The sequence below is a fragment of the Streptomyces sp. NPDC001508 genome, assembly GCF_040298665.1.
GTDB lineage: Bacteria > Actinomycetota > Actinomycetes > Streptomycetales > Streptomycetaceae > Streptomyces.
The window spans coordinates 79,938-95,902 of record NZ_JBEPAP010000025.1; the positions used below are offsets into that span (position 1 = coordinate 79,938).

Here is a 15,965-nt window from a genome sequence, read left to right on the forward strand (position 1 = left end):
ACGAACAGCAGTCGGCGGGTCCGTGTTCTTCACGGACCCGCCGACTTCGTGTGTCACTCAGCGAGGGGTGGGCTCGCGCACGGGCTCGGCCACGGCGGCCACCGGCTTGCGCGGCGCCGGCACCACCCGCTCGGCGGTGGCCGGCGTCCCGGCCGCCGGGGCGACCGTACGGGGCTTGGGCAGGGGAACCGTCAGGGCGACCAGTAGCCCCAGGGCGAGCGCCGCGAGGGCGATCACGGTGATCCCCGCTCCCGAACTCGTCTGCGACAGCAGCAGCATGGCGAGCGTGGAGAAGATCACGGTGCAGGAACCGTAGGCGAGCTGTGCGGCAGTCGGACGAGGCATGGCAATCGTGTCCTCGGAGGATATTGGGGGTGAGGCGGGCAACCGGCCTGGCTTCTCCGCCGACTTCCGGGTGTTCCACATTCGACTCTATTCGCGTGCATGCCCGAGGGGAACGGCCGGTAAGCGTGGCCTAACCCACGGTACCGGTGCACGGGGGGCGCACGGAGTCATGCATCCAGCAAGTGGACGGTCTCATGCGCCGGTTGGGTATGCCACAGGCATCCGTCCCCAACGCGCCCGCCCCATAATGCAGTTGACCTGCTCAAGTCAAGATCTGTCTTTTCTCGTAAACCTCTAGTCAAATGTCGTCACTTGACTACACGCGTTGATCAGGCGCGCACGGACCTCCAAGCCCGGAACCCTCCATTCCGTGTGCGCGGCGCGGGGGAGGATCTCAAGTGACCAGCAGACCCTGGACGTTCAGAGTCGCCGCGGTCGGCGTTGCGCTCGCGGCGGCTTCGGCCACGTTCGCGACGTTCGCCGTCGCGGAGGCGAGCACCACGGCCGCGTCGGCCGCCGCGAACCGGCACGACCCGGCCCCGGTGAAACAGGAGACGCACGACCTCGACGGCCCGCTGAGCAAGACCCAGGACGCTCAGCGCCAGGAGGCACTCAACCAGGTCATCGCCGGCAAGGCCCGGGTGAAGGACCGCGACGGTTCGAAGGTCGTACGGCTCGACAGCAAGAAGGGCGACAGCAAGTACGTCGAACTCGGCCGGGAGAAGACCGACAAGATCTTCACGATCCTGGTCGAGTTCGGCGACCGGGTCGACCCCCGGTACGGCGGCTCCGCCGGCCCGCTGCACAACGAGATAGCGGCGCCGGACCGCACCAAGGACAACAGCACCGAGTGGAAGTCCGACTACAACCAGCAGCATTACGAGGACCTCTATTTCGGCACCGGCAAGCACACCGAGTCGCTGAAGAAGTACTACGAGAAGCAGTCCTCGGGCCGCTACTCGGTGGACGGCGAGGTCTCCGACTGGGTCAAGGTCCCCTACAACGAGGCCCGTTACGGCAACAATGCATGCGGCGGCAGCACCTGCTCCAGCGTCTGGGACGTCGTTGGCGACGGACTGAACGCCTGGGTCGCCGACCAGAAGACGGCCGGCCGCTCCGACGCCGACATCCAGGCGGACGTGGCCCGGTACGACCAGTGGGACCGCTACGACTACGACGGCGACGGCGACTTCAACGAGCCCGACGGCTACATCGACCACTTCCAGATCGTGCACGCCGGTGAGGACGAGTCCGCGGGCGGCGGCGCCCAGGGCACGGACGCCATCTGGGCCCACCGCTGGTACGCCTTCGGCACCGACGCCGGCGCCACCGGCCCCGACCACAACAAGCTCGGCGGCGCGCAGATAGGCGGCACCGGCATCTGGGTCGGTGACTACACCATCCAGCCGGAGAACGGCGGCCTCGGCGTCTTCGCCCACGAGTACGGCCATGACCTCGGCCTGCCGGACGAGTACGACACCGCGGGCGGCGAGAACTCCACCGGTTTCTGGACCCTGATGTCGTCCGGTTCCTGGCTCGGCCGGGGCCAACAGGCCATCGGTGACCTGCCCGGCGACATGAACGCCTGGGACAAGCTCCAACTGGGCTGGCTGAACTACGACGTGGCGAAGGCCGGCATCACGTCCTGGCATAAGCTGGGCCTCGCCGAGTACAACACCAAGCACCGGCAGGCGCTCGTCGTCACGCTGCCCGAAAAGGCCGTCACGACCGAGATCGTCGCCCCGGCGCAGGGCGCGACGCAGTGGTGGAGCGGCAGCGGTGACGGCCTCAAGAACACGCTGACCCGTTCCGTCGATCTGACCGGCACGTCCTCGGCCGCGCTGACCCTGGACGGCTGGTACGACATCGAGGCCGGGTACGACTTCCTCTACACCGAGGTGTCGACCGACGGCGGCGCCGACTGGACCGCGCTCGACGGCACGGTGGACGGTCAGCCCCTCCCGCGTGACGGCAGCGACAAGCCGGCCCTGACCGGCACGCTCGACGGCTACAAGAAGCTGTCGTACCCGCTGGACGCCTACGCGGGCCGGGAGTTCCAGCTGCGCTTGCGCTACCAGACCGACGGCGGCGTGGCACAGAAGGGCTTCGCGGCCGACCGGATCACCGTGACCGCGGACGGCGCGACGGTCTTCTCGGACGACGCGGAGAGCGCGGACGCGGCCTGGACTGCGAACGGCTTCTCCCGGGTCGGCGCGTCCTTCACGAAGGACTACAAGCAGTACTACATCGCGGAGAACCGCCAGTACGCGTCGTACGACAGGACGTTGAAGACCGGCCCGTACAACTTCGGCTTCTCGACGACCCGTCCGGACTGGGTGGAGCACTACCCGTACCAGAACGGCCTGTTGATCTGGAAGTGGGACACCTCCCAGCAGGACAACAACACCGGCAGCCACCCCGGTACCGGTCTGATCCTCCCGGTCGACTCGCACCCGAACGCGCTGCGGTGGACCGACGGCACGCTGATGCGCAACCGGATCCAGGCCTACGACTCGACGTTCAGCCTGGAGCGCACGGACGGCATCACGCTGCACAAGGCGGACGTGCCGACCGTGATCAGGTCATCGAAGGGGGTGTCGGTCTTCAACGACCACACCCACAGCTACTACGACCCGGCCAACCCGGCGGGCGGTGTCAAGATCACTGACACCAACACCAAGATCAAGATCGACAAGCAGGCCAAGGATGGCTCGACAATCGAGATCGAGGTCGGCCCCGCGGTGAGGTAGTTTGCATCCCCGCAGGTCAGAGGCGTATCGGTGGTGACCCCTTGGCGGGTCGCCGCCGATCGTGTTTAGGTGCGTCCTATGGCGCTCTTATTGACACCGACCGAAACGGGGATGTGACCGAATGGCCGCAGGAGGCTTCTGCAAGCTGCCGAACGGCACCGTGGTGGTGGCACTGAACCTGCCCAGCCCCGCCGCCGACGGCTCGTCCGCGGGTACGCCCGCGTGCGGAGTGCGGGTGCTCGTGCACGCACAGAACCGGGCGCGGGCCCTGACCCGGCTGCGCAACCTGGGCATGCGGGCGGTGTATCTGCGCGGCAACGCGGCCCCGCCGACACCGGACGAGATCACGGCGGTCCTGCACCATCCGGACGGGCTGATATGGCGCACCGCGCCCGCCGCCGACGTCACGGCGGCGGATCTGGTGACCGAGCTGTGGCATCCGATCAGGGCCCTGCTGCGCCCCAGCGCTCCGCTGGGTTAGGCGTGGACGGTGGTTGATCTTGCGCTGACCTTGTACGGCCCGGCCGAAGCTCCGTGTGCGCTGGGTTTGCCGACGTCGGGTTGTGCGGTCGGGTGCGGGTGTGTTGTGGCTGGTCGCGCAGTTCCCTGCGCCCCTGTAGATGGCTGACCGGGGTTTGCCGGGGGGCCGGGGTTGTCGTTCTGTGCGCGGGTCCTCGCGCCCCTTTCGAGCGTGGTCAAGTGAGGGGTTTGCCGGTGAGGGTGACGCCTGCTTTGCGTAGGTCCTCGAGCGCGCGCTCCGTCGTGTCCTCGGCCACTCCGGCGGTCAGGTCCAGCAGGACGTTCGTGCGGAACCCCTCCCGCACGGCGTCCAGGGCGGTGGCGCGCACACAGTGGTCCGTGGCGATGCCCACCACGTCCACCTCGTCGACCGCACGCGCCCTGAGCCAGTCGGCCAGCGGGACGCCGTTCTCGTCGGTGCCCTCGAAGCCGCTGTAGGCCGCCGCGTACGCCCCCTTGTCGAAGACGGCGTCGATCGCGCCGGAGGCCACCGCGGGGGCGAAGTTCGGGTGGAAGCCCACGCCCTCCGTGCCGGCGACGCAGTGCGCGGGCCAGGAGTGCACGTAGTCGGGGTTGTCGGCGAAGTGACCACCGGGCGCGATGTGATGGTCACGGGTCGCCACCACATGCCGGTAGCCGGCCGGTGCCTGACCGATCAGCTCGGTGATGGCGGCGGCCACATCGGCACCCCCGGCCACCGCGAGACTGCCCCCCTCGCAGAAGTCGTTCTGCACATCTACGACGATCAAGGCGCGGCGCATGGTCGGTGTCCTTCGACTGGCGGTCCCCGGCTCGCGGAGCCTGGGGAGGGAAGATACGAGCCTAGAGACTTCGGCGGCGGTCCGGGAGGGGGCGTCGGGAGCGGGCGGTAGCGGTCCCGCCCTAGTTACCCGACCGTGCCGGCACATACTCCGTCGGAATGACGGGTTCCCCGCGCGAGAGCTGGGTAGCGGACAGCGGCAGGTTGGCGCGGGCGGCGGCGTGCCGGTCGCGGACGACGTCCAGCGGTTCGCGGGCCACCACCTCGCCGCCCTTGACCAGCTCGACCAGGAGCTGCCGGTCCGCCAGATCCGCGGGCACCGGTCCGGTGCCGATGATCTCGGCCTCCGCCACCCCGTCCGGGTCCAGCCGCCGCGCGGCCCACTTGCGCCCGCCGATGGAGGTCTTGCCGCCGGTGGACCGCTTGGCCACCGGCACCAGCGGCGCCCGCGGGTCGCCGGACTCGGCGCGCGCCACCAGCTTGTAGACCATCGAGCAGGTCGGATGCCCGGAGCCGGTTACCAGCTGGGTGCCGACGCCGTAGGCGTCGACGGGCGCGGCGGCGAGCGAGGCGATGGCGTACTCGTCCAGGTCCGAGGTCACGACGATCTTCGTGTCGACGGCGCCCAGTTCGTCCAGCTGCTGCCGCACCCGGTGCGCGACCAGCAGCAGGTCCCCGGAGTCGATGCGCACCGCGCCCAGCTCGGGGCCGGCGACCTCGACGGCGGTCCGGACGGCCTCGGCGACGTCGTAGGTGTCCACCAGCAGTGTGGTGCCCCGCCCGAGCGAGTCCACCTGGGCCCGGAAGGCGTCCCGCTCGCGGTCGTGCAGCAGGGTGAAGGCGTGGGCGGAGGTGCCCACCGTCGGGATGCCGTAGCGGAAGCCGGCCGCCAGGTCCGAGGTGGTGGCGAAGCCGCCGATGTAGGCGGCGCGCGCGGCGGCCACGGCGGACAGCTCGTGGGTGCGCCGGGCGCCCATCTCGATCAGCGGCCGCCTGCCGGCCGCCGAGGCCATCCGGGAGGCCGCGGCGGCGATGGCCGAGTCGTGGTTGAGGATGGACAGGATCACCGTCTCCAGGAGCACACACTCGGCGAACGTCCCCTCCACCCGCATCAGCGGCGAGCCCGGGAAGTACACCTCGCCCTCGGGGTAGCCCCAGATGTCACCGCCGAAGCGGTAGCCGGACAGCCACTGGAGGGTCTCCTCGTCGACGATCTGCCGCTCCCGCAGGAAGCCGAGCACGCCCGCGTCGAAGCGGAAGTTCTCGACCGCGTCCAGCACCCGTCCGGTGCCCGCCACGACGCCGTAGCGGCGCCCGTGCGGCAGCCGCCGGGTGAAGACCTCGAACACGCTGCGCCGTCCGGCGGTACCCGCCCTGAGGGCCGCCTGGAGCATCGTCAGCTCGTACTGGTCCGTGAAGAGCGCCGTCGACGGAACGTCCACCGGCAGCCCAAGGTCTGCTGTGTCCATGAAGTGGCATGCTACCCCCATCTCGTCAGTGTGACGATTTTTGCCCGGCGTGGCAGCATGGGCATGTGACGTCACCCGCGCCCGTAGAGATCGAACGCACCGAGTCGGCGGAGGAGGTCTTCGCCGTACCCGAGCCCGACGTCCCCTGGGTCACCATCGTGCACAACGACCCGGTCAACCTCATGAGCTATGTGACGTACGTCTTCCAGACGTACTTCGGCTATCCCAAGGACAAGGCCACCAAGCTCATGCTCGACGTCCACCACAAGGGCCGTGCGGTCGTCTCCAGCGGCAGTCGCGAGGAGATGGAGCGCGACGTGCAGGCGATGCACGGCTACGGTCTGTGGGCCACCCTCCAGCAGGACCGGAAGTAACGACCTCACTGATGCCAGGACACTTCGAACCGCTCTCCGGCGGCGGCGCCGCCGTCGCGCTCGACGACGTCGAGATCTCCATCATCCGGTCGCTGGCGGTCCAGCTGCTGGAACTGATCGGCCCGGGACCCGCCCCGGACGCCCCCGCCGACCCGCTCGCCGAGCTGTTCGCCGAGGGCCCGAGCGAGCCGCCCGCCGACCCCGTGCTGCGCCGCCTCTTCCCGGACGCCTACAGCGATCCCGGCCGGGCCCCGGACACGGCCGAGGAGGCCGAGGAGCGGCAGGCGCACTCCGCCGAGTTCCGCCGCTACACGGAGAACGATCTGCGGGCCGGCAAGCGGGAGAACGCCCTCGCGGTGATCCGCGCCCTGGACGAGCTGGCCGAGGCGGGGGAGGGCGGCGCGGTCCTCAAGCTGTCGCCGGCGGAGTCCCGGCAGTGGCTGGGCGCGCTCAACGACCTGCGGCTGGCGATCGGCTCCCGGCTGGAGATCACCGACGAGGACGACACCGATCTGCTCTACCGGCTGCCGGACGAGGACCCGCGCAAGCCGATGGTGATGGCGTATCTGTGGCTGGGCGGGCTCCAGGAAACCCTCGTGTCCACGCTCTTGTACTGATTCGCCCCCTTGTCGTGTTCGCTCAGGGGACACTCAGATCCTGATAACGATCGCGTCACCCATGTGCCCGTTTTTGCGGGGGTTGTGCGGCACTTGCCCCCTTTTGGTCGAGTGATGCGTCACAGTCCACCGGTGTGATCAGCGGGGCGGTCGTGGTACATCTTCACGACCGCCCGGCGAACACCACCCATGTTCGGCCGGGTGCGCCACCGAGCCGGTGATCACCGGCCAGGCACCACTCCATCCGTCCGGGGGGATCGAAACCCGGTCCAAGGCCCGACGAAGGGCCTGGATCGACATGGAGAAAGGCGCACCACACATGACCTCAGCGCAGGTCACCGAGGCATCCCAGGCACCCGAAGAGGGCTACGAGCGCGGGCTCGGCAGCCGTCAGGTCCAGATGATCGCGATCGGCGGCGCCATCGGCGTCGGTCTGTTCCTCGGAGCCGGGGCGAACATCGCCAAGGCCGGGCCCAGCCTCATCCTGATGTACGCCCTGGCCGGCGGCGTCATCTTCTTCATCATGCGCGCGCTCGGCGAGCTGCTGCTCTACCGGCCCGTCTCGGGCTCCTTCGCCGAGTACTCACGGGAATTCCTCGGCCCGTTCTTCGGCTACTTCACCGGCTGGACGTACTGGCTGATGTGGGTGGTGACCGGCATGGCCGAGCTGACGGCCGCCGCGATCTACGTCCACTACTGGTTCCCCGTCGTCCCGCAGTGGGTGACGGCCCTGGTCTTCCTGGTGGTCCTGCTCGTGGCCAACCTGATCTCGGTGAAGCTGTTCGGCGAGATCGAGTTCTGGTTCTCGATGGTCAAGGTCACCGCGCTCATCGGCATGATCGTGATCGGCCTGGGCGTGCTCACCTTCGGCTTCAGCGCGGCGGGCGACACCGCGACGGTCTCCAACCTGTGGCAGTTCGACGGCTTCTTCCCCAAGGGCATCGGCTCGTCCCTGATGACCCTGCAGGGCGTCATGTTCGCCTACCTCGCCGTGGAACTGGTCGGCGTCACCGCCGGCGAGTCGGCGAACCCCGAGAAGACCCTGCCGAAGGCCATCAACACCCTGCCCTGGCGGATCGCGCTCTTCTACGTGGGCGCGCTCACCGTGATCCTGTGCGTGGTGAAGTGGACCGAGTTCGCCGAGGGCGTCAGCCCCTTCGTGAAGGCGTTCGCGGTCATCGGCATCCCGGCCAGCGCGGGCATCGTCAACTTCGTGGTGCTCACCGCGGCCCTGTCGTCCTGCAACTCCGGCATGTACTCCACCGGCCGCATGCTGCGCACCCTCGCCGACAGCGGCGAGGCCCCGAAGGCGTTCAGCCGGCTCTCGGCCACCAGGACCCCCGCGCTCGGCATCACGGTCTCCGTCGCCTTCATGGGCATCGGCGTGGTCCTCAACTACATCGTCCCCCAGAAGGCGTTCGGCTACGTCACCTCCGTCGCCACCGCCGCCGGCATCTGGACCTGGCTGATGATCCTGATCAGCCACGTCCGCTACCGCCGCGAGGTCGTCTCGGGCCGGCTGCCCGCGTCCTCCTTCCCCGCGCCGGGCGGCTCGGTGTGCAGCTGGATCGCCATCGCGTTCCTGGTCTTCGTCACCGGGCTGATCGCCTACGACGCCGACTCCCGGGTCTGCCTGTATGTGATGGCGGGCTGGGCGACCGCGCTCGGCATCGGCTGGCTGGTGCTCAGGAACCGCACACCGGGAATCACCGAGCCCCGCGAACCGGCACTGGAGAAGGCGCTCTGACCGCCGGGGACCTCCTCACCGAGGCCCCGCCGCCGAGGACGCCCGGCCGCAGCGCGTCACACAGGGCGCCCGCGGCGGCCGCCGCTCAGGGCGTCCGTCATATGGGCCGCTCCGTACCAACCATCGGTACGGAGCGGCCCCTCTGCTTATCCTTGCCCGCATGCTGACCCTCACCCAGGACCTGTACGACCGGATCGTCGCCCACGCCCGCGAGGACCACCCGGACGAGGCGTGCGGCGTGGTAGCGGGCCCCGCGGGCACCGACCGGCCCGAGCGCTTCGTCCCGATGCTCAACGCCGCCCGCTCGCCCACCTTCTACGAGTTCGACTCGCAGGACCTCCTGAAGCTCTACCGCGACCTCGACGACCGCGACGAGGAGCCGGTGATCATCTACCACTCCCACACCGCGACCGAGGCCTACCCCTCCCGCACCGACATCGGCTACGCCAACGAGCCCGGCGCCCACTACGTCCTCGTCTCCACGGCGGACACCGACGGCCTCGGCGAGTTCCAGTTCCGCTCCTTCCGGATCCTCGACGGCGAGGTCACCGAGGAGGACGTCAAGGTCGTCGACGCGTACTGACCGGGCCCACTGACCACAGTTCGGTCAGAATTCATCCACGATGCGAGATGGCCTTCGAGGAAGCGGACCGGGAATCGATACGATGACCCCATGGTTCTCCACGACGTGAGCGAGAAGACGCCGAGCGTGTTGCTCGTGGCGCGGCTGCACGTCGATCTGTGCAGGCTGAACAGCGCCATCTGTTGACGTTCCCTGCCGCCGTGCGGCCCTGAGCCGCGGCGCTCCCCGGTGCGAAAGCCCGGGGACCCCTCTGTGCGCCCCGATCCGACACTTCCGACAGGAGCCCGCAACCATGGCCATCGAGGTCCGCATCCCCACCATCCTCCGCCAGTACACCGACGGCCAGAAGGCGGTGGAGGGCAGCGGCGACACCCTCGCCGCGCTGTTCGCCGACCTCGACACCCGGCACGCGGGCATCCAGGCCCGCATCGTGGAAGACGGCAAGCTGCGCCGCTTCGTCAACGTCTACCTGAACGACGAGGACGTCCGGTTCGTCGACGGCATCGACACCAAGCTGTCCGACGGCGACACCGTGACGATCCTGCCGGCCGTGGCCGGCGGTATGGCCTGAACGGCCGCTGGTCCCCGATGCGCTACGACTCCCCGCTCGCCGCGGTGGGCGGCACACCGCTCGTCCGCCTGCCGCGCCTGTCACCCTCCGCCGATGTGCGGGTCTGGGCCAAGCTGGAGGACCGCAACCCGACCGGCTCCGTCAAGGACCGCCCGGCCCTGCACATGATCGAGCAGGCGGAGAAGGACGGCCGGCTCACCCCCGGCTGCACCGTCCTGGAACCCACCTCCGGCAACACCGGCATCTCCCTCGCCATGGCGGCCAAGCTCAAGGGCTACCGCATGGTGTGCGTGATGCCCGAGAACACCTCGCAGGAACGCCGGGACCTGCTCGGCATGTGGGGTGCCGAGATCATCTCCTCGCCGGCCGCGGGCGGCTCCAACACCGCCGTACGCGTCGCCAAGGAACTGGCCGCCGAGCACCCGGACTGGGTGATGCTCTACCAGTACGGCAACCCGGACAACGCCGGCGCCCACTACGCCACCACCGGCCCGGAGATCCTGGCCGACCTGCCCTCGATCACCCACTTCGTCGCCGGCCTCGGCACCACCGGCACCCTCATGGGCGTCGGCCGCTTCCTGCGCGAGCACAAGCCGGACGTGAAGATCGTCGCCGCCGAACCGCGCTACGACGACCTGGTGTACGGCCTGCGCAACCTCGACGAGGGCTTCGTACCGGAGCTGTACGACCCCTCCGTGCTCACCACCCGCTTCTCGGTCGGCTCCGCCGACGCGGTCACCCGCACCCGTGAACTCCTCCAGCAGGAGGGCATCTTCGCGGGCGTCTCCACGGGCGCCGCGCTGCATGCCGCGCTCGGTGTCGGCCGCAAGGCGGTGCAGGCCGGCGAGAGCGCCGACATCGTCTTCATCGTGGCCGACGGCGGCTGGAAGTACCTCTCCACGGGCGTCTACACGGCGGCCACGACGGAAGAGGCCATCAAGACGCTCCAGGGACAGCTCTGGGCGTAGCGCCGCAGGCCCGGCGCCGCCGAGGGCGCCGAGCGGCCGACCCCGGCCGGTGGACACCGGCCGGGGACCGCGAGGAATCCGCACGGCCGGGTGGCATGTCCCCTCTGTACCGGGCCGACACCCGGCGGAATGCGGTCACCCCATGCGCCGCACGACGATCCACCGCACGACGGCCGCCGCCCCGGCCGCGATCCTGCTCGCTCGTTGCGGTTGCGGCTGCGGCTGCGGCTGCGGCGCGGACGGCGGCACGGCGCCCACCGCCCCGGCCCCTCTTCAGCGGCTTCCTGGGCCCCGGCGTTCTCGCCTGTCCCGGCGTCAACTCCCGCCACACAGACCGCTCCGGTCCCGCTGTCCGGAGCGGACACGGCGCGCCCGTCGAGCCCGGTGGCGACGCCCGGGGGCTGTGCGACCACGGCCGAGGTGCCCGCCGCCGACAACGGCCGCACCCTGTGCCTGGCGTGCGGCGGGGTGATGCGGATCACGCTGGTCGGCACGGCGGACCGTCCCTGGAAGCCGCTCACCGCGAGCGGCGACGCGCTGAAACCCGTCAACCCCGGCTCCGTCATCCTGCCGGGAGACGCGGTCGCCGCCTACGAGGCACCGTCACCCCCGTAGGACCCGGCGGGGTCTCCTGCCGGGCATCCAGAACTGGGCAGTCGCGGTGTGGGTCCGCTGGTCCGCACCCGCGCGGGCCGGCCCCCGCTCAGGTGGCCAGATGGCGTACCTGGTCCCACAGGACCGGATCGACCATGCCCACCCGGCGCCGGAAGTCCCACACCGGCACCTGACACAGCTCGTCCGTCTCCAGGAAGCTCGGGCGGCCGTGCGCGTCGCCCACCGAACCCGGCGGCAGCGGGATCACCCCGGCACGCTCGTCGTGGTACTTGCTGGTGATCTTCGCCACCGTGGCCCGCCTGCCGTGCACCGCCAGCACCAGACAGGGCAGGTCCCTCGCCCGTCCGTCATGCACCGCCGCCCTGCCTGACGCGCTGCGCGCGGCCGCTTCTGACTCCGGCCCGCTTCCGTAGGGCACGTTCGCCCACCAGATGTCACCCGGCCGCGGCCGCTCGGCGCGCGCCCGCGGACGCTCCTCGTGGCCCGGCGGACGCCTCCCGCGCCGCGCCGGGCGACGGCTGCGCCCCCAGCCGTCCACGAGCGTGGCGACCAGCGCGAGCAGTACCACCGCCGCGAGCGCCAGCCACCAGGACGTGTCCATATCGTTGACGGTACCGGCGCGTGCAACCCCGCGCGCGCCCTCTGTTCAGACATCCGCATCCGGTCCAGCCGAATCGGTGACACCACAGGTGAGTTCGCCCACAACGGCCCCTGGCAGAGGCGCGACCCGTGCTTGCGCGCTTTACGCTCGACGGACCGCACGACCCCTGTGTGCCCCTTTCCTGAACCCCTTTCACCCTTTCTGGAGAGTTCCATCCAGTTCACTCCAGCCGGATTCACCGCCAACGGAGGTTTCTGCTTCATGAAGCTCACCGTCGTCGGCTGCTCGGGGTCGTTTCCGTCCGCGGATTCGGCCTGTTCGAGCTACCTCGTCGAGGCCGACGGCTTCCGGCTGCTGCTCGACATGGGCAATGGCGCCCTTGGCGAGCTGCAGCGCCACTGCGGTCTCTACGACCTCGACGCGATCTTCCTCAGTCATCTGCACGCCGACCACTGCATCGACATGTGCGCCTACTTCGTGGCGCGCTACTACCGGCACGACGGCGGACGCGCCGCCCCGATCCCGGTCTACGGACCCGAAGGCACGGAACACCGTCTCACCACCGCCTACGCCGACACCCCCACCGCCTCGTCCATGAGCGAGGTCTTCGACTTCCACACGGTCAAGCCGTCCACATTCGAGATCGGCCCGTTCACGGTGCACACCGAACGGGTGCGGCACCCGGTGGAGGCGTACGGCATCCGCGTCGAACACGGCGGGACATCGCTGACGTACTCCGGCGACACGGGTGTCACCGCGGCGCTGGACGTGCTGGCCCGGGACACCGACCTCTTCCTGTGCGAGGCCGCGTTCACCTACGGCAAGGAGAACATCCCCGACCTGCACCTCAACGGCCGCGAGGCGGGCGAGACCGCGGCCCGCGCGGGTGCCCGGCGTCTGGTACTCACCCACATCCCCCCATGGACCGACCCCGAGGCCAATCTGGCGGACGCCCGCGCCGTCTTCGACGGCCCGGTGGAACTGGCGGCGCCGAGAGCGACGTACGAGATCTAGTACGTACGGGGTTCAGGCCCGTACGCACGAGAAGGCCGGACGGCCCCGGAACCGAGCGGTTCCGGGGCCGTCGTCGTGCCGTGCGGCGGTGCCGCGCCGTGCGGCCCACGCCTTTGTGGTGCGGCTCACGCCTTGGTGAGGTCCTCGACCTCCTCCGCGGGCTCCCGGCCAGGAGTCTTCAGATCGAATCTGACGATGGCGAAGCGGAACGTCACGTAGTAGACGGCCGCGAAGACCAGCCCGATCGGGATGATCAGCCATGGCCTGGTCGCCAGATGCCAGTTCAGCGCGTAGTCGATGAGACCGGCCGAGAAGTTGAAACCGGCGTGCACGCCCAGCGCCCAGGTCACCGCCATCGACACCGCAGTGAGCACGGCGTGCAGCACGTACAGGACCGGCGCGACGAACATGAAGGAGAACTCGATCGGCTCGGTGACCCCGGTCACGAACGAGGTCAGCGCCAGGGAGACCATCATGCCCAGCACGGCCTTGCGGCGCTCCGGCCGGGCGCAGTGCGCGATGGCCAGCGCGGCGGCCGGCAGACCGAACATCATGATCGGGAAGAAGCCGGACTGGAAGAGACCGGCGGACGGGTCACCGGCCAGGAACCGGGTGATGTCGCCGTGCACGACCTCACCGGCCGAGTTCTTGAAGTCACCGAGCTGGAACCAGGCCACCGTGTTGACGAACTGGTGCATGCCGATCGGGATCAGCGCCCGGTTCACCGCGCCGAACAGGGCGGCGCCGCCCGAGCCGAGGCCGGTCATCCACTCGCCGAAGTGCGAGATGCCGTTGCCGATCGGCTCCCAGACAAGACCGAAGAAGACACCCATGACGAGGCCGACGAAGGCCATGATGATCGGCACGAGCCGGCGGCCGTTGAAGAAGCCCAGCCAGTCGACCAGCCTGGTGCGATGGAAACGCTGCCACAGCACGGCGGCCAGCAGACCCATGACGATGCCCCCGAGCACCCCGGGGTCGTTGTAGACGGCGGCTGTGTCCCTGCCCTTCTGGATCACCTCCTCGGAGACCGGGAACGCCTGAAGGACCTTGCTGTAGACGAGGAAGCCGACCACCGCGGCGAGCGCCGTCGAGCCGTCCGCCTTCTTGGCGAACCCGATGGCCACACCGATGCAGAACAGGATCGGCAGGGACCCGGTCAGCGCACTGCCCGCGTTGTCGAACACGGCGGCGACCTTGTCCCAGCCGAGCCCGTCCTTGCCGAAGATGTCGGGCTGGCCGAGCCGCACCATGATGCCCGCCGCCGGCAGCACGGCGATCGGTAGCTGCAGGCTGCGGCCGACCTTCTGCAGGCCCTGGAACAGGCCGGTCCCCCGCTTCCTCGCGGGAGCCGCCGACGCGGTGGCGGTGCTCATGCTTCCTCCATCAGGTGGTGGTCTACACCACCGCATTGGTTTAGACCTGTTGTAGCACGGTGAAGGGCAGGAACGGAACCCGCGAATTGCACAAGCGTACTGCCGCCCCCGGCTACGCCACGGTGACGTCCATGACCTCGCCCTGTGCCTCCCGTGTGCCGGGCCCTGTGCACCGAACCGGATGATCGCGAAACGGAACATCGCGAAGAGGTTTGGTGACCCCCTGGCAGCTGGTGTAGACCAGTTGTGGGTGGCTCCGCTGACGTGACGGTCATCATGCGGTACCCAGGACCTGACCGCTCGCGAAGCTGCGCCGACTGTGGGTTACTGCGACAAAGCGGTTCAGATCAGGGAGAAACAACATGGCCAGCAAGGCTGAGAAAATCGTCGCCGGCCTCGGCGGAGTCGACAACATCGAAGAGATCGAGGGCTGCATCACCCGGCTGCGCACCGAGGTCGTGGACCCCTCCAAGGTCGACGACGCCGCCCTGAAAGCCGCCGGCGCCCACGGCGTCGTCAAGATGGGCACCGCCATCCAGGTCGTCATCGGCACCGACGCCGACCCGATCGCCGCGGAGATCGAAGACATGATGTGAGCCCACACGGCGCATCCCGCCAGGGGCCCCGCCCGGCCGACGGTTTCCAGCGGCCGGGCCCCACCGGCACACCGAGCCCCACAGGCATGCCAGCCCCACCGGGCACACCAGCCCCACCTGCACCGAACCACCCCCCCGAACACCCCCCGAACACCCCCGCCCCCGCACCCCTCGGGGCCGCCCACGCACGGCCGGAGCCCACCCGCCGGGGGACTAGGCTCAACGCCATGTCTCGAATCGACGGCCGCACCCCCGAACAGCTCCGCCCCGTCACCATCGAACGCGGCTGGAGCAAGCACGCCGAGGGCTCCGTCCTCGTCTCCTTCGGCGACACCAAGGTCTTCTGCACCGCATCCGTCACCGAAGGCGTCCCCCGCTGGCGCAAAGGCAGCGGCGAGGGCTGGGTCACCGCCGAATACGCCATGCTGCCCCGCGCCACCAACACCCGCGGCGACCGCGAATCCGTCAAGGGCAAGATCGGCGGCCGAACCCACGAGATCTCCCGGCTCATCGGCCGCTCCCTGCGCGCCGTCATCGACTACAAAGCCCTCGGCGAAAACACCATCGTCCTCGACTGCGACGTACTCCAAGCCGACGGCGGCACCCGCACCGCCGCCATCACCGGCGCCTACGTCGCCCTCGCCGACGCCGTCACCTGGGCCCAGGACCGCAAACTCGTCCGCCCCGGACGCCGACCGCTGACCGGCACCGTCAGCGCCGTCTCGGTCGGCATCGTCGGCTCGGTCCCGCTCCTCGACCTCTGCTACGAAGAAGACGTACGCGCCGAGACCGACATGAACGTCGTCTGCACCGGCGACGGCCGCTTCGTCGAAGTGCAGGGCACCGCCGAAGCCGAACCCTTCGCCCGCGACGAACTCAACGCCCTGCTCGACCTCGCCGTCACCGGCTGCGCCGAACTCGCCGCCCTCCAGCACACCGCACTGCGCGCCACCCTCGAAAAGTAAAGGGAACGCCAAAGCAGAGTGATCCGCGGGGCAACCCCGCCAGCCTCCCCGGCGTCCCTATCCATACGGGCGTACGGCACTCACCGTGCGCCCGG

Annotated in this window: 18 protein-coding genes; 13 read left to right on the forward strand and 5 right to left on the reverse strand. The window is 69.5% G+C overall.

Annotated features, from left to right (window positions below; all coding sequences use genetic code 11):
* Window positions 1-57 precede the first annotated feature (57 nt).
* Complete coding sequence (locus tag ABT245_RS22820; protein WP_351736342.1) at window positions 58-345, reverse strand: hypothetical protein; 288 nt, start codon at window positions 343-345, stop codon at window positions 58-60.
* A gap of 398 nt (window positions 346-743) precedes the next feature.
* On the opposite strand from ABT245_RS22820, the gene ABT245_RS22825 reads away from it, so the two are divergent.
* Together ABT245_RS22825 and ABT245_RS22830 are read left to right on the forward strand one after the other, a co-directional pair.
* The gene (locus tag ABT245_RS22825; RefSeq protein WP_351736344.1) at window positions 744-3,095 is read left to right on the forward strand and encodes an immune inhibitor A domain-containing protein; all 2,352 of its coding nucleotides are present in this window, start codon (window positions 744-746) and stop codon (window positions 3,093-3,095) included.
* A gap of 121 nt (window positions 3,096-3,216) precedes the next feature.
* Window positions 3,217-3,576, forward strand: coding sequence for a hypothetical protein (locus tag ABT245_RS22830; RefSeq protein ID WP_351736346.1), 360 nt, complete (start codon window positions 3,217-3,219; stop codon window positions 3,574-3,576).
* A 214-nt stretch (window positions 3,577-3,790) separates the two neighbouring features.
* Here ABT245_RS22830 and ABT245_RS22835 read toward each other — a convergent pair whose 3' ends face one another.
* Both ABT245_RS22835 and ABT245_RS22840 read right to left on the reverse strand, forming a co-directional pair.
* Entirely contained in the window at window positions 3,791-4,375 is a 585-nt protein-coding gene (locus ABT245_RS22835) for an isochorismatase family protein (RefSeq protein WP_351736348.1), read from the reverse strand.
* A 121-nt stretch (window positions 4,376-4,496) separates the two neighbouring features.
* Window positions 4,497-5,843: a nicotinate phosphoribosyltransferase gene (locus ABT245_RS22840; protein ID WP_351736350.1), complete on the reverse strand. Its 1,347-nt coding sequence runs from the start codon at window positions 5,841-5,843 to the stop codon at window positions 4,497-4,499.
* Between the two features lie 8 nt (window positions 5,844-5,851).
* Here ABT245_RS22840 and clpS point away from each other — a divergent pair, with 8 nt between their 5' ends.
* The 8 genes from clpS (at window position 5,852) to ABT245_RS22880 (ending at window position 11,318) form a co-directional block, all read left to right on the forward strand.
* Window positions 5,852-6,217: an ATP-dependent Clp protease adapter ClpS gene (gene clpS / locus ABT245_RS22845; protein WP_351736352.1), complete on the forward strand. Its 366-nt coding sequence runs from the start codon at window positions 5,852-5,854 to the stop codon at window positions 6,215-6,217.
* An 11-nt stretch (window positions 6,218-6,228) separates the two neighbouring features.
* Window positions 6,229-6,834: a DUF2017 domain-containing protein gene (locus ABT245_RS22850; protein ID WP_351736354.1), complete on the forward strand. Its 606-nt coding sequence runs from the start codon at window positions 6,229-6,231 to the stop codon at window positions 6,832-6,834.
* A gap of 319 nt (window positions 6,835-7,153) precedes the next feature.
* A complete protein-coding gene (locus ABT245_RS22855) occupies window positions 7,154-8,581 on the forward strand; it encodes an amino acid permease (protein ID WP_351736356.1) in 1,428 nt (475 codons plus the stop codon).
* Between the two features lie 160 nt (window positions 8,582-8,741).
* Complete coding sequence (locus tag ABT245_RS22860) at window positions 8,742-9,164, forward strand: M67 family metallopeptidase (RefSeq protein WP_351736358.1); 423 nt, start codon at window positions 8,742-8,744, stop codon at window positions 9,162-9,164.
* A 90-nt stretch (window positions 9,165-9,254) separates the two neighbouring features.
* Entirely contained in the window at window positions 9,255-9,350 is a 96-nt protein-coding gene (locus tag ABT245_RS22865) for a putative leader peptide (protein WP_351736360.1), read from the forward strand.
* A 106-nt stretch (window positions 9,351-9,456) separates the two neighbouring features.
* Entirely contained in the window at window positions 9,457-9,735 is a 279-nt protein-coding gene (locus tag ABT245_RS22870) for a MoaD/ThiS family protein (RefSeq protein ID WP_351736362.1), read from the forward strand.
* A 17-nt stretch (window positions 9,736-9,752) separates the two neighbouring features.
* A complete protein-coding gene (locus tag ABT245_RS22875; protein WP_351736364.1) occupies window positions 9,753-10,703 on the forward strand; it encodes a PLP-dependent cysteine synthase family protein in 951 nt (316 codons plus the stop codon).
* 129 nt (window positions 10,704-10,832) lie between these two features.
* Entirely contained in the window at window positions 10,833-11,318 is a 486-nt protein-coding gene (locus ABT245_RS22880; protein ID WP_351736366.1) for a hypothetical protein, read from the forward strand.
* Between the two features lie 88 nt (window positions 11,319-11,406).
* Here the strand turns inward: ABT245_RS22880 and ABT245_RS22885 are convergent, their stop codons facing one another.
* Window positions 11,407-11,919: a type II toxin-antitoxin system PemK/MazF family toxin gene (locus ABT245_RS22885; protein WP_351736368.1), complete on the reverse strand. Its 513-nt coding sequence runs from the start codon at window positions 11,917-11,919 to the stop codon at window positions 11,407-11,409.
* A gap of 261 nt (window positions 11,920-12,180) precedes the next feature.
* Here ABT245_RS22885 and ABT245_RS22890 point away from each other — a divergent pair, with 261 nt between their 5' ends.
* The gene (locus ABT245_RS22890; protein WP_351736370.1) at window positions 12,181-12,933 is read left to right on the forward strand and encodes an MBL fold metallo-hydrolase; all 753 of its coding nucleotides are present in this window, start codon (window positions 12,181-12,183) and stop codon (window positions 12,931-12,933) included.
* Window positions 12,934-13,058: 125 nt separating this feature from the next.
* Here ABT245_RS22890 and ABT245_RS22895 read toward each other — a convergent pair whose 3' ends face one another.
* A complete protein-coding gene (locus ABT245_RS22895) occupies window positions 13,059-14,309 on the reverse strand; it encodes a PTS transporter subunit EIIC (RefSeq protein WP_351736372.1) in 1,251 nt (416 codons plus the stop codon).
* A 362-nt stretch (window positions 14,310-14,671) separates the two neighbouring features.
* Here ABT245_RS22895 and ABT245_RS22900 point away from each other — a divergent pair, with 362 nt between their 5' ends.
* Entirely contained in the window at window positions 14,672-14,905 is a 234-nt protein-coding gene (locus ABT245_RS22900) for a PTS sugar transporter subunit IIB (RefSeq protein WP_351736374.1), read from the forward strand.
* Between the two features lie 227 nt (window positions 14,906-15,132).
* Complete coding sequence (rph, locus tag ABT245_RS22905) at window positions 15,133-15,870, forward strand: ribonuclease PH (RefSeq protein WP_351736376.1); 738 nt, start codon at window positions 15,133-15,135, stop codon at window positions 15,868-15,870.
* Window positions 15,871-15,965: the final 95 nt, after the last annotated feature.